Raw genomic sequence first — 13,308 nt, 5'->3', positions numbered from 1 at the left:
CGAGAGAGCATGAATTCTCCAATTGATAAACTAGAGAGAAAGATTGGCTATCAGTTTAATGATGCCGATCTTATCCATTTGGCGCTGACTCACCGTAGCGCCGCAGGTAAACACAACGAACGTCTTGAGTTTCTGGGCGATTCAATTTTAAGTTTTGTTATCGCTGATGATCTTTACCACCGTTTCCCTAAGGTAAACGAAGGTGATATGAGCCGCATGCGCGCAACATTAGTACGTGGTCATACATTGGCAGAACTAGGTCGTGAATTCGAACTAGGAGATTACTTAAAATTAGGTCCAGGTGAGTTGAAGAGTGGCGGTTTCCGTCGTGATTCTATTCTAGCGGATGCAGTAGAAGCGATCATCGGTGCTGTCTATTTAGATAGTGATACCGAGGTTGTTCGCCGCATTATTTTAAGCTGGTACCAATCTCGCCTAGAGTCTATTCAGCCTGGTGTATCTCAAAAAGATCCGAAAACTCGCCTACAAGAGTTTTTACAAGGTCGAAGAAATCCCCTACCTGTCTACACAGTGACTAATATTAAAGGTGAAGCACACAACCAAGAGTTTACGGTTGAGTGTGAAGTGGCAGGTGTGGATAAACCTGTTATCGGTAAAGGCACTAGCCGCCGCAAGGCAGAACAAGCGGCTGCTGAAACAGCATTAGAGCAACTAAGCAATGTCTGATAACAATCAAGATTTCGATATCGATGCATTCTTTTCATCTGATAGCAAAAAAACGGGCCTACCGGAAAACCAACACTGTGGCTTCATCGCTATCGTGGGTCGACCAAACGTAGGTAAATCGACGCTTCTGAACCATATTTTGGGTCAGAAAATCTCGATCACATCACGTAAACCTCAGACGACACGCCACCGTATTATGGGCGTAGAAACTGAAGGTGATTACCAAGCGATCTACGTTGATACTCCTGGACTTCACATCGAAGAAAAGCGTGCAATCAACCGTTTGATGAACCGTGCGGCGAACAGCTCACTGAGTGATGTGAACCTAGTATTCTTCCTTGTTGACGGTACTCACTGGACTGACGACGATGAAATGGTACTGAACAAGCTGAGAAAAACAGATTTCCCAGTTGTCCTTTGTATTAACAAAGTAGACAACGTTCAAGACCGTACCGACGTAATGCAACACATGATGGAAGTGTCTAAGAAGATGGACTTCCTTGATGTTGTGCCAATCTCGGCGAAGCAAGGTAAGAATATCGATGTACTGCGTAAGCACGTTCGTAATTCTTTACCAAAAGCGACGCACCACTTCCCTGAAGAGTACGTAACGGATCGCTCACAGCGCTTTATGGCCTCTGAAATCATCCGTGAAAAACTGATGCGATTCACAGGCGAAGAGCTACCTTACTCAGTAACGGTTGAAATCGAGCGTTTTGATTACAACCCAGATAACGATGGTTTCCACATCAACGCTTTGATTCTTGTTGAACGTACTGGTCAGAAGAAGATGGTGATTGGTAAAGCGGGCGAGAAGATCAAAACGATTGGTCGTGAAGCTCGTATCGATATGGAAGAACTATTCGGTCGTAAGGTTTACCTAGAGACTTGGGTTAAAGTTAAGTCTGGTTGGGCTGACGATGAGCGTGCACTTCGCTCGTTAGGCTACATCGACGATCTATAATATATTGAACGTCACTTTCTGATATTAAGAAAGTTGAATTGAATATAAATACAAGAGAGAGTGCGAACTCTCTCTTTTTGTATCTGTAAGAAGGGTAAGTTATTGAGCGAAGGGTTACAGCGATGCTTTGTGTTGCACCGTCGACCATACAGTGAGTCGAGCCTGATTCTGGACGTCTTCAGTGAAGAGTACGGTAGGGTGACGTTGATGTCTAAAGGTGCGCGGAGTAAGCGTTCTAATTTGAAAGGTGCATTGCAACCTTTTACGCCTCTGCTGCTTAAGTGGTCTGGCAATGGTTCAATGAAAACGTTGCGCCAAGCTGAACCGATCAGCTTGGGGCTTCCTCTTGCCGGTATTAATCTGTATTCAGCAATGTACGTGAATGAATTAGTTGGGCGAGTGTTGATGGCCGAAGTGGCTATGCCCGCATTTTTTCATGACTATCTTCATGCTTTAACAGAACTCGCTCATAATGAGAATCCTGAGCCAGCGCTACGTCGTTTTGAATTGGCTCTACTTTCCGCTATGGGGTATGGCGTCGACTTTTTACACTGCGCGGGCACCGGTGAACCGATTGATCCGAGCATGACTTATCGTTATCGAGAGCAGAAAGGTTTTATCGCATCGGTGCGTCGAGATAACCTGACTTTTATGGGCGATGAACTTATCGCAATCAGTGAACGTAGGTTTATCACTAAAGAGCAGTTAAAAGCGGCAAAACGCTTTACACGCATAGCCTTAAAGCCGTATCTTGGCGGCAAACCATTAAAAAGTAGAGAGCTATTTATGCCAACAATAGCCCTCTCTAGAGCACGGAGTATTGGAAAATGAGCTCAATCCTTTTAGGCGTTAATATCGACCATATTGCAACACTACGTAATGCACGTGGTACTAAATATCCAGACCCAGTACACGCAGCTGAAATTGCTGAACGTGCTGGTGCTGACGGCATCACTATTCACCTACGCGAAGATCGCCGTCATATCGTTGACCGTGATGTACGCATTCTTGCTGAGACAATCCAAACTCGCATGAACCTTGAGATGGCCGTGACGGACGAGATGGTTCAAATCGCACTCGATACTAATCCTGAGTTCGTTTGCTTGGTTCCAGAAAAGCGTGAAGAGCTAACGACTGAAGGTGGCTTGGATGTTGTCGGTCAACTAGATAAGATCAAAGCGGCGACCGAAAAACTGTCGGCTGCAGGTATTAAGGTCTCTCTATTTATCGATGCAGATCGTGAGCAAATCGATGCAGCAAAAGCATGTGGTGCACCGTTTATTGAGCTTCACACTGGTCATTACGCTGATGCGAAAACAGAAGAAGATCAGCAAGATGAGCTTAAAAAGATTGCTGCAGGCGCAAGCTACGCAGATGATTTAGGTATTACAGTGAATGCGGGCCATGGCCTGACTTACCACAACGTAGCACCCATTGCGGCACTCCCTGAGATCTACGAGTTGAACATCGGTCACTCGATCATGGGACGCGCAGTGTTTGATGGCTTGAATAAAGCCGTTGCAGACATGAAAGCAATCATGGAAACAGCACGTAACAACGCTTAATTAGTTAATTAGGTAAGTGGTTAATCAAAAACCAATAGAATCAATAAATCGAAGTTTAATAGTAGGGTAAACATGGCTGTTGTTGGATTAGGTACAGATATCGCAGAAATCGAACGTGTTGAAAAGGCACTGTCACGAAGTGGCGATGCTTTTGCTCAGCGTATTTTGACCGACTCTGAGTTTGAAGTATTTCAGCAACTGAAGCAAAAAGGTCGTTACCTTGCAAAACGCTTTGCTGCAAAAGAAGCGGCATCTAAGGCGTTGGGCACGGGTATCGCGCTTGGTGTGACCTTTCACGATTTCGAGATTTCAAACGATGAGCATGGCAAGCCAGTTCTAAGCCTACATAAAAAGGCGCGTGAAATCGCAGAAGCGAGTGGTACAAAGTCGATTCATCTGACTATCTCAGATGAGCGCCATTATGCGGTGGCGACGGTACTACTCGAGTCGTAAATAGATTACCGTTACTCTATATCTAGTGCCCGAGGTTCTAGACAGAAAAAAGCAGAGCTCATGAGCTCTGCTTTTTTATTGGCTGGTAAACCGTTTAACGAATATTTGTGAGTAAGAAATGTTCGCTAGGTCTTGGCTGGTTTCAAATAATGAATCGCGGTTGCTTGAACCTTATCTAATTCATCCTGAAGTTCAAAAAGTTCAGGTTCAATGTCTTCAACGGAAGTGCCGGAACGCAGCTCTTTCTCTATCGTCGCACACACCGACTTCAGCCTTGGTACACCGCTGTATGAGCTGCTGCCATGCATCTTGTGGATGATGTGTGTCAGCGCTTCAACAGGGTAGTCACTGTCTTCTATCGCTTTCTCTGCGGCTTCATAAACCTCAGGAATGAAGTCGACTAGCATTTGCAGCATATCGCGTGCGAGGTCTTCTTTGTTGGCGGCTTGCTTCATAGCTGCTTGCCAATCAATGATGATATTCTTATGCACGCTAGCCTCAGAATCTGAAACTGAGCTATTGTCTACTTCCGCAGAGACTGCTGGGTGGGCTGGGTCTATTTTTTCAATGTGCTCAACCTCAGAGGTAGGGCTCCAATGAATCAGAACCTGCTGTAACACGTGCTCTTCAATCGGTTTGGTTAGGTAGTCATCCATGCCGGCTTCAAGCAGACGGTCACGTTCGCCAACCATCGCGTGTGCTGTGACGGCAATGACGGGGGTATTCGCATTATTCGCTAGCTCTTTTATATTCTTACAGGCCGTTACACCATCCATTTGCGGCATTTGGATATCCATGAAAATGATATCAAATGGGGTCTCCTTCGCCTTATCTATGGCCTTCTGTCCGCTGGTGCAACTGATGACAGTCTCTACACGCTCTTTTAGTAGCGCGGTGATCAATTTAAGGTTTGCTGGGTTGTCGTCGACCGCCAATACAGTGAGCGGTAGCTTCTCTTCTGAGTGCGTTTCAATGGCTGGTGCAATCAAAGTGGGTGCTTGATTAGAGATCAGAGTTTGTAGAAGTTTCTTACGAGAGAGAGGCTTGGTGATGCATTGGACATCAACCTCTTTCATCAATTGTTCACCCAGAGCTAACTCAGTACTCGGCGTACCAATAATTACGTTCTGAGCGATTTTCTTCGCGCCAATCGCCCAACCACTCACGGTATCAAATTGATACTCTTGGTTGGCGGCTAGGTTGAGTAGAACGTAGTCATACGAGGTCGACTCGTCAGGCATCACCGAACGATACGTTACCACCAAGCCTTCTTGGGTTAAGATTTGCTGAGTAATCGACGCCGCTTGCATGTTTGGCTCGATAAGCAGCAGCTGCTTGTCTTGCAGACACTGAGTCTCAATCAGCTCAGTCATCGGCATATCAGTCGTTGATAGTCTCAAAGTAAACCAGAAGGTTGAACCTTGGTGTAGGCGACTGGTTAGGCTGATCTCTCCGCCCATTTGGCTGACCAGTTTTTGGGTGATAACTAGGCCTAGCCCCGTACCGCCATAACGACGAGAGATGCTTGCGTCGGCTTGGCTGAAGGCTTGGAATAGCTGAGCTTGTTGACGCTCAGAGATACCAATACCTGTATCGCGAACCATGAATTGCAATTCGATGCTGTCTTCGCTTTGTGAACGAAGTTCAACACTGATATCAATGTTGCCACGTTCAGTAAACTTGATTGAGTTACCAACAAGGTTGGTTAGGATCTGCTGAATACGCAGTGGGTCACCAACAACGCCTGGTGGCACTTTCGGGTCTATCTTAAGAGTTAACTCTAGGCCTTTCTCATGGGCGTTGGTCGCTTGAAGGTTCACAACCTCTTCAAGGCTGGCTTGGAACTCGAATGGGATGTTCTCGAGTGCTAATTTACCGGCTTCCAGTTTCGAGAAATCAAGAATGTCGTTGATGATGCTGAGTAGGTTATTTGCTGAACGTTCAATGGTTTGCAAGTAATCTGTTTGACTGGTCGATAGATGAGTCTTAAGCATTTGACGAGTAAAGCCAATCACACCGTTAAGCGGTGTTCTCAATTCGTGAGACATGTTAGCTAAGAACTCTGATTTAACACGTGCCGCTTCTTGAGCGCGTTTTTTCGCAATGTCTAACTCAACGTTTTGAATCTCTAATTGCTCTAGGGTTTCACGCAGATCAGACGTAGCCTGGTCGATACTGTGCTGCATCTCGACGTGGTATTCTGATAGCGATACCGCCATCGCGTTGATACCGTTTTTCAGTGAGTCTAGCTCACCGTGCATTTTGCCTTCGATACGCACATCGAGATGACCACGACGAATTCGGTCGACCATGTTTTTCATATGTGTGATCGGTTGGGTTACGTCATGCATCAAGCGAAAAGCAAATACACCAGAAAGTCCCAGCCCCAAAATCAACACCAAGAAGGCAGAGAACACTTCTTGATACTGCTGCAATCGAAGTGACGACAAGTCTAACTCTATCGCGATATAGCCGATCGCTTGGTTGGCTTGAGACTGCCCATTGGCTGAATTGATGTATTGACCTTCAGCGATGATGGGTGTCCGAAGAATTAGCGTATTATCGAGCAGGTTCGATGAGCTTAAATGCGGGATGGGTTTATCTTTCGGATAGGTCAGGCTTTCAAAATCAGGGTGGAAGTTTGAGGTTACAAACAACTCATGACGTTCATCAAACACCGCGATACTGCGCACCAGCTTAGAGTTTTTTCGATGCGCATAGCTAATAAGCTGACGAACAGACTCTCGACTTTCGAGCTTCATGCCTGACTCACTAGCAATTGCCAGCGGTTCAATGATGCTAGTACCAGTATTAACCACTTGGCCCTCAAGGTCTTGATAGCGGTTAAATGAGAAAAATGCACTCAATAGCAACCCAATAATCAAGGTTGGAGCTAGAGTTAAGGTAATTACACGGGCTCTTAAGCCATATCTGGTCATGTTCTTTAATTACATCGAGGTCTGGATATGGGAAAATAACGCGCACAATGGCGGTTAAGTGAACGGTAAGCTTAATCAAAGCCGTGACGTTCGACAATGATTCCAAGGCATAATAGTGAGTCCTGGATACAAATTACTTATTAAAAGATACATTAGGCACAAGCAATGGCACGTTTTTTTCAACCAAAAAAGAAAACTCAATTCGAGACCAAGCACCAATCGGTTTTGGTTGAACGAATGGATCACAATGGGGCAGGTATTGCTTATCAGAAGAATAAGCCTGTTTTCATTGATGGTGCATTGCCGGGTGAGCAGGTTGTTATTCAGCTCATCGAGAGTAAGAGTAAATTTGCGCGAGCAAAACTGATTAAATTACTGGAGCCAAGCGAACTGCGTTTGAAGCCTTTCTGTAAACATTTTAATCAGTGCGGTGGCTGTCACCTCCAGCACCTTGGCTACTCTTCTCAGGTAGAGCATAAAGCGCAGTCTTTGAGCCACCTGATGAGCCAATACCAAACGGATAAAACAGACGTTGTTGAACCGATTATTGGTGATGAGACAGGTTATCGTCGCCGTGCGCGCATCAGCTTATTTGTCGATAAAAAGACACAGCAGCTTCAATTTGGTTTCCGTAAAAAGCAAAGCAAGCAGATTGAAAATATTACCGATTGTGCGGTGCTTGACCCTCGTCTCAATATCTTGCTGCCAAAGCTGAAAAGTTTACTCAATACTTTCAGCAACCTTACTTCTTTAGGACACGTTGAATTAGTGATCGGGGATACTGGTCCGGTGATGGTGCTACGCCACCTTAAGCCTTTGGTTGAAAAAGATGAGCAATCTTTGATTGAGTTGGCTCAGGCAGAAGGCGCTACGCTGTATTCTATGCCAGAAACTGACAAGTTGATTCGTTTAGTGGGTGATACGCCAAGCTATAGCGAAACCGGCGTAACCTTACCTTTTGAGCCAAACCACTTCATTCAAGTGAATCAAAAGGTCAATCAGCAGATGGTAACTCAAGCGATTGAATGGTTAGAGCCTCAAACCGATGAGCGCGTGCTCGACTTGTTTTGTGGCTTGGGCAACTTCAGTCTGCCTATCGCACAACAATCTGCGTTTGTGGTGGGGGTTGAAGGTGTCGATGAAATGGTTCAGCAAGCAACGTCTAACGCAGCTTTGAATCAATTAAATAATACAGAATTCTACCAAGCGAACCTTGAAGAAGAGCTGTCTTCACAACCTTGGGCAAAAGAAAGATTTGATAAAATCTTACTCGATCCAGCTCGTGCTGGAGCGAGTGGGATCGTTGATCAAATTTCAGGGTTAGGAGCGAAGCGTGTGGTTTATGTTTCGTGTAATCCTGCTACTCTAGCTAGAGATTCAGAGAGCTTAGAAAAACAAGGCTACCAATTGGCTAAGCTAGGCATGTTGGACATGTTCCCTCATACCAGTCATCTCGAATCGATGGCTCTCTTTATCAAGGCTTAGAAGCCCTTAAATAAGGCTTGAAAATGTATTACAAAGGTGCGGGGCAGCTTGCACCGATATCAATATGAGTCGAACTAACGTGGAACCAGTTAGTCATATTGAATTGGGTATAAAACATAATAACTAGGAAGGCATGATGGTTGCGGTACGAAGCGCACATTTAAACCCAAGCGAACAGTTTGAGCTAGATAATTGGATTGCGTCACTGAATCAAGACGCAAAAACCTCGAATAAACTGACCAAAGTTTATCGTCACTGTGAAGAGCTATTAAAAGATCACGAGCAAGGTGAACTTTTGCTTTGGCGTGGACGAGAGATGATTGAAATTTTGGTCACCTTGTCGATGGATCGCGCTACTTTAGTGGCGGCACAACTCTTCCCTGTCGTATCAAGCGGTGTTTTTGAGCGTGAAGCGTTTGAAGAAAGTTACGGAAAGGAAACCGTAAAGCTGATTGATGGCGTGGAAGAAATGGCGGCTTTGGGCCAGCTAAATGTCACCCTTGAAGGCAGTGCTGCCTCGGGTCAAGTCGATAATGTTCGACGAATGCTATTGGCAATGGTGGATGATTTCCGCTGCGTAGTCATCAAACTAGCAGAGCGAATTTGTAACCTCATAGAAGTGAAAAAAGCCCCTGATGCTGTGCGCCGTGCGGCAGCAAAAGAGTGTGCCAACATCTATGCGCCTCTTGCAAACCGTTTAGGTATTGGTCAGCTAAAGTGGGAAATTGAAGATTACGCTTTCCGCTACCAACAACCAGATACATACAAGCAGATTGCCAAACAGCTGTCTGAGCGACGTATTGTGCGCGAACAATACATCACCGACTTTGTTGATGATCTCACGTCAGAAATGAACCGTTCAAGCATCAATGCTGAAGTCAGCGGTCGACCAAAACACATCTACAGTATCTGGCGTAAAATGCAGAAAAAAGGCTTAGAGTTTGATGAGCTTTTTGACGTGCGTGCGGTGCGTATTATCGCAGACCAACTGCAAGACTGTTATGCCGGCTTAGGTGTGGTTCACACCAAATATAAACATCTACCTAGTGAATTTGATGACTATGTGGCGAACCCTAAGCCGAATGGTTATCAGTCGATTCATACCGTAGTTCTTGGCCCTGAAGGCAAGACCATTGAAATTCAGATCCGTACCAAGCAGATGCATGAAGACTCTGAATTAGGCGTTGCAGCGCACTGGAAGTACAAAGAAGGTGCTTCAAGCGGCGTACGCAGTGGCTACGATGAGAAAATCACCTGGCTTCGTAAGCTTATCGACTGGCAAGAAGAGATGTCGGATTCTGGTGAAATGCTGGATGAAGTGCGTAGTCAAGTCTTTGATGACCGTGTTTATGCCTTTACACCTCGTGGTGATGTGGTCGATTTACCAATGGGTGCAACCCCGTTGGATTTTGCTTACCACATCCACTCGATGGTTGGACACCGTTGTATCGGTGCCAAAGTAGCAGGTCGAATCGTCCCGTTTACGCATAAGCTAGCGATGGGCGATCAAGTTGAGATCATCACTCAAAAAGAACCGAATCCATCACGTGATTGGTTAAACCCGATCACAGGCTTTGTTCACTCAAGTCGAGCACGTGCAAAAATTAACGCATGGTTCCGCGCTCAGAGTCGTGAGAAAAACCTTGAAGCCGGACGAGATATTCTAGAAGTCGAGCTAGGCAGAGTCGGAGCGACGCTGAAAGATGCCGAGCAATACGCGCTGAAACGATTCAACGTCAATACTCCAGATGAACTGTATGCGGGTATTGGTAGCGGCGATATGCGTATCAACCAAGTCGTTAATCACATCAATGCTTTGGTCAACAAGCCGACAGCGGAAGAAGAAGATAAAAAAGCGCTCGAAAAGTTGCTTGAGTCTGACAACAAGCCCGCTCATCAGAGTCGTCCGAAAAAGGATGCCGTCGTCGTTGAAGGTGTCGATAACCTAATGACGCACTTAGCTCGTTGTTGTCAGCCAATCCCTGGCGATGTGATCAAAGGTTACATAACTCAAGGTCGCGGTATTTCAGTGCACCGTAGCGATTGTGAACAGTTAAGTGAGCTTAACCTGCATGCACCCGAACGTATCATCGATACTGTGTGGGGAGATGGTTTTGTCGGCTCGTATATCTTAACGCTGCGTGTAGAGGCCCTTGAGCGTACCGGCTTGTTGAAAGACATCACATCCTTGTTCTTGAACGAAAAAGTCAGTGTAACGACAATGAAGAGCCGTATTGACTATAAACGTCAGCTGTCGGTGATGGATTTCGATTTGGAAGTGACCAATATTGAGATTCTGAGTCGAGTGACCAGTCGAGTAGAACAAATCAAAGATGTCATGAGTGTAAAACGCCTCGGCTAACTTTCACGTTGCATTAGTCACTTTTACTGCGTTAACTGCGCTTTCTTGTTCCATCACATAGGCGAGCTATGCTCAGGAATCGCGAAAGCTTGTTGCCTTGTTAAAGTAACAACTGCTTAGTGAAAGATGCGTAATTTAGAGAATTAGACAGTATCAACAAAGGTGAGTGGTTTTGGCTGCTCACCTTTTTTAGTTTTAGAAGACGTTATAAATTTAAAAATCAAAGACAGTGAATAGGAAGAAAACGATGAATCACCCGATTGAACAACTTGAACAGATTATGGCTAAGCTGCGCGATCCTGAAGGTGGCTGTCCTTGGGATTTGAAACAAAATTTTGAAACAATTGTGCCGCATACTATCGAAGAGACGTATGAGGTGGTGGACGCGATTCACAACAAAGACTGGCCGAATCTACAAGAAGAGTTGGGCGACCTGTTGTTTCAGGTGATTTTCTACAGTCAGTTAGCAAAAGAGCAGGGCTTGTTTGAGTTCTCTGATGTGGTCGACGGTATCAATGAGAAGCTAACGCGCCGCCATCCGCATGTGTTCTCTGATACTGAGTTTGCCAGTGATGAAGAAATTAATGCGAACTGGGAAGCTGAAAAAGCCAAAGAAAAAGCACAGGCAGGCAAAACTCAAGAAAGTATTCTAGACTCAATACCAAACTCTCTACCTGCACTTTCACGTGCTACAAAGATTCAAAAGCAAGTCGCGAAATTTGGCTTTGATTGGGACTCTATCGGCCCGGTTGCAGATAAGGTTTTAGAGGAAGTTGATGAGGTGCTAGAAGAAGCACTTCAAGTAACGCCAAACGAAGAGTTAGTTGAAGAAGAACTGGGTGATTTGTTGTTTGCTACCGTCAATTTAGTGCGACATTTGGGTAAAAATCCAGAAACGGCTCTCAATAAAGCCAATCTGAAATTTTCACGCCGCTTTAAAGGTGTGGAACAAAAAGTTCGTCAGCAAGATAAAATTTTGACCGACTTTTCTCTACAACAGCTTGATTCCATGTGGGATGAAGTCAAAGTGGCGGAGAAAAGATCATCAAAGCTTTTATCATGAATTGATTTGAAGCAAAAAATAAAAAATTGCAGTGTGATAGATTTCACGTTGTGGCGATAAGGGGCTTCTGGTATATTTTCATCCCGTCCAGAAGTAATCCATTTCCCTCATTCAACCAATTTCAGGTTAAACATGACGACAAATTACATTTTTGTTACTGGCGGGGTTGTATCCTCTCTAGGTAAAGGTATTGCAGCAGCATCTCTTGCGGCTATTTTAGAAGCTCGTGGTCTTAAAGTGACTATGATGAAGCTTGACCCTTACATCAACGTTGATCCAGGCACTATGAGCCCAACTCAGCACGGTGAAGTGTTCGTTACGGAAGATGGCGCTGAAACTGACCTTGACCTTGGTCACTATGAGCGATTCATTCGCACCAAGATGACTAAGCGTAACAACTTCACAGCAGGTCGTGTTTATGCTGACGTTCTACGTAATGAACGTCGTGGTGACTACCTAGGTGCAACAATCCAGGTTATTCCTCACATTACTAACTCTATCAAAGAACGCGTAATCTCTGGCGCTAAAGGCCACGATATCGCGCTTGTTGAAGTTGGTGGTACTGTTGGTGATATCGAATCTCTACCATTCATGGAAGCGATTCGTCAGTTAGCTGTAGAACTAGGTCGTGAACGCGCGATGTTCATGCACTTAACTCTCGTTCCTTATTTAGGTGCAGCGGGTGAGCTTAAAACTAAGCCAACGCAACACTCTGTAAAAGAGCTACTGTCTATTGGTATCCAACCTGACATTCTAGTTTGTCGTTCAGATCGTGTTATCCCAGCAAACGAACGTAAGAAAATTGCTCTTTTCTGTAATGTACAAGAAAAAGCCGTTATCTCTATGAAAGACGTAGATTCAATCTACAAGATCCCACAGTTAATCCGTGCACAGGGTACTGATGATCTTGTATGTAAGCGTTTCGGTATCGATGCTCCAGAAGCTGATCTGTCTGAATGGGAACAAGTAATTTACGAAGAAGCTAACCCAACGGGTGAAGTAACGATTGGTATGGTTGGTAAGTACATTGAACTGCCTGACGCATACAAATCAGTAAATGAAGCGCTGAAACACGCAGGCTTGAAAAATCGCCTAAGTGTCACAATTAAATATGTAGATTCACAAGATGTTGAGTCTAAAGGCACTGAAGTTCTACAAGGCCTAGATGCAATCCTAGTTCCTGGTGGCTTTGGCGATCGTGGTGTTGAAGGTAAGATCCTTGCTGCACAATACGCTCGTGAAAACAAAGTACCTTACTTAGGTATCTGTCTAGGTATGCAAGTTGCTCTTATTGAGTACGCTCGTAACGTTGCGAAAATGGAAGGGGCACACTCTTCTGAATTCTGCAAAGAAACTAAATACCCTGTTGTTGGCCTAATCACTGAGTGGATTGACGGCGAAGGTAAAGTTGAAGAGCGTACTGAAAAATCTGACCTAGGCGGTACAATGCGTCTTGGTTCACAGCTTTGTCACCTTGCTAAAGGGACGAAAGCTTACGAATTATACGGTAGCGCGACGATCCATGAACGTCACCGTCACCGTTACGAAGTGAACAACAATCTTCGTCCACAAATTGAAAAAGCGGGCCTAAAAGTATCGGGTCTATCTGCGGACAAGAAACTGGTTGAAGTTATTGAGAACCCGAACCACCCATGGTTCGTTGCTGCTCAGTTCCACCCAGAGTTCACTTCAACACCTCGCGATGGTCACCCATTGTTTGCAGGTTTCGTTAAAGCGGCTGGCGAATTCCAGCGCGGCGAATTAGAAAAGTAAAAAGGAATCCAGGTAGC

10 protein-coding genes are annotated in these 13,308 nt (G+C 45.1%); 9 read left to right on the top strand and 1 reads right to left on the bottom strand.

Annotation, left to right across the window (positions count from 1 at the left end):
- Positions 1 to 9 precede the first annotated feature (9 nt).
- The 5 genes from rnc to acpS all read left to right on the top strand — a co-directional run bounded on the left by rnc (position 10) and on the right by acpS (position 3,669).
- Positions 10 to 687, top strand: coding sequence for a ribonuclease III (gene rnc, locus AC3CH4_RS12955; protein ID WP_004735383.1), 678 nt, complete (start codon positions 10 to 12; stop codon positions 685 to 687).
- Positions 680 to 1,651: a GTPase Era gene (era, locus tag AC3CH4_RS12950; protein ID WP_004735384.1), complete on the top strand. Its 972-nt coding sequence runs from the start codon at positions 680 to 682 to the stop codon at positions 1,649 to 1,651. Before rnc ends, era begins: the two co-directional genes overlap by 8 nt.
- 102 nt (positions 1,652 to 1,753) lie before the next feature.
- Entirely contained in the window at positions 1,754 to 2,482 is a 729-nt protein-coding gene (gene recO / locus AC3CH4_RS12945; protein WP_017108686.1) for a DNA repair protein RecO, read from the top strand.
- Positions 2,479 to 3,216 (top strand): pyridoxine 5'-phosphate synthase, encoded by a 738-nt coding sequence (gene pdxJ, locus AC3CH4_RS12940; protein WP_102340793.1) that lies wholly within the window; start codon positions 2,479 to 2,481, stop codon positions 3,214 to 3,216. The genes recO and pdxJ overlap by 4 nt, the downstream gene beginning before the upstream one ends.
- 72 nt (positions 3,217 to 3,288) lie before the next feature.
- A complete protein-coding gene (gene acpS / locus AC3CH4_RS12935; protein WP_017077798.1) occupies positions 3,289 to 3,669 on the top strand; it encodes a holo-ACP synthase in 381 nt (126 codons plus the stop codon).
- 125 nt (positions 3,670 to 3,794) lie between these two features.
- Here the strand turns inward: acpS and barA are convergent, their stop codons facing one another.
- The gene (gene barA / locus AC3CH4_RS12930; protein WP_102492015.1) at positions 3,795 to 6,608 is read right to left on the bottom strand and encodes a two-component sensor histidine kinase BarA; all 2,814 of its coding nucleotides are present in this window, start codon (positions 6,606 to 6,608) and stop codon (positions 3,795 to 3,797) included.
- 165 nt (positions 6,609 to 6,773) lie between these two features.
- On the opposite strand from barA, the gene rlmD reads away from it, so the two are divergent.
- From rlmD to pyrG, 4 genes are all read left to right on the top strand, one after another.
- Positions 6,774 to 8,093 (top strand): 23S rRNA (uracil(1939)-C(5))-methyltransferase RlmD, encoded by a 1,320-nt coding sequence (gene rlmD, locus AC3CH4_RS12925; protein WP_065110783.1) that lies wholly within the window; start codon positions 6,774 to 6,776, stop codon positions 8,091 to 8,093.
- 136 nt (positions 8,094 to 8,229) lie between these two features.
- Positions 8,230 to 10,455, top strand: coding sequence for a GTP diphosphokinase (relA, locus tag AC3CH4_RS12920; protein WP_488543039.1), 2,226 nt, complete (start codon positions 8,230 to 8,232; stop codon positions 10,453 to 10,455).
- Positions 10,456 to 10,702: 247 nt separating this feature from the next.
- Entirely contained in the window at positions 10,703 to 11,518 is an 816-nt protein-coding gene (mazG, locus tag AC3CH4_RS12915; protein WP_488543038.1) for a nucleoside triphosphate pyrophosphohydrolase, read from the top strand.
- Positions 11,519 to 11,650: 132 nt separating this feature from the next.
- Entirely contained in the window at positions 11,651 to 13,291 is a 1,641-nt protein-coding gene (gene pyrG, locus AC3CH4_RS12910; protein ID WP_102454352.1) for a CTP synthase, read from the top strand.
- Positions 13,292 to 13,308: the final 17 nt, after the last annotated feature.

This window comes from Vibrio sp. QJM3NY_26 (assembly GCF_057786005.1).
This window is presented reverse-complemented; position numbering and strand designations above follow the sequence as displayed.

Excerpts from the sequence above, each read along its gene's own strand:
- era (WP_004735384.1), top strand. The coding sequence starts at position 680 with ATGTCTGATAACAATCAAGATTTCGATATCGATGCATTCTTTTCATCT.
- relA (WP_488543039.1), top strand. The coding sequence starts at position 8,230 with ATGGTTGCGGTACGAAGCGCACATTTAAACCCAAGCGAACAGTTTGAG.
- rnc (WP_004735383.1), top strand. The coding sequence starts at position 10 with ATGAATTCTCCAATTGATAAACTAGAGAGAAAGATTGGCTATCAGTTT.
- barA (WP_102492015.1), bottom strand. The coding sequence starts at position 6,608 with ATGACCAGATATGGCTTAAGAGCCCGTGTAATTACCTTAACTCTAGCT.
- mazG (WP_488543038.1), top strand. The coding sequence starts at position 10,703 with ATGAATCACCCGATTGAACAACTTGAACAGATTATGGCTAAGCTGCGC.
- pyrG (WP_102454352.1), top strand. The coding sequence starts at position 11,651 with ATGACGACAAATTACATTTTTGTTACTGGCGGGGTTGTATCCTCTCTA.
- acpS (WP_017077798.1), top strand. The coding sequence starts at position 3,289 with ATGGCTGTTGTTGGATTAGGTACAGATATCGCAGAAATCGAACGTGTT.
- pdxJ (WP_102340793.1), top strand. The coding sequence starts at position 2,479 with ATGAGCTCAATCCTTTTAGGCGTTAATATCGACCATATTGCAACACTA.
- rlmD (WP_065110783.1), top strand. The coding sequence starts at position 6,774 with ATGGCACGTTTTTTTCAACCAAAAAAGAAAACTCAATTCGAGACCAAG.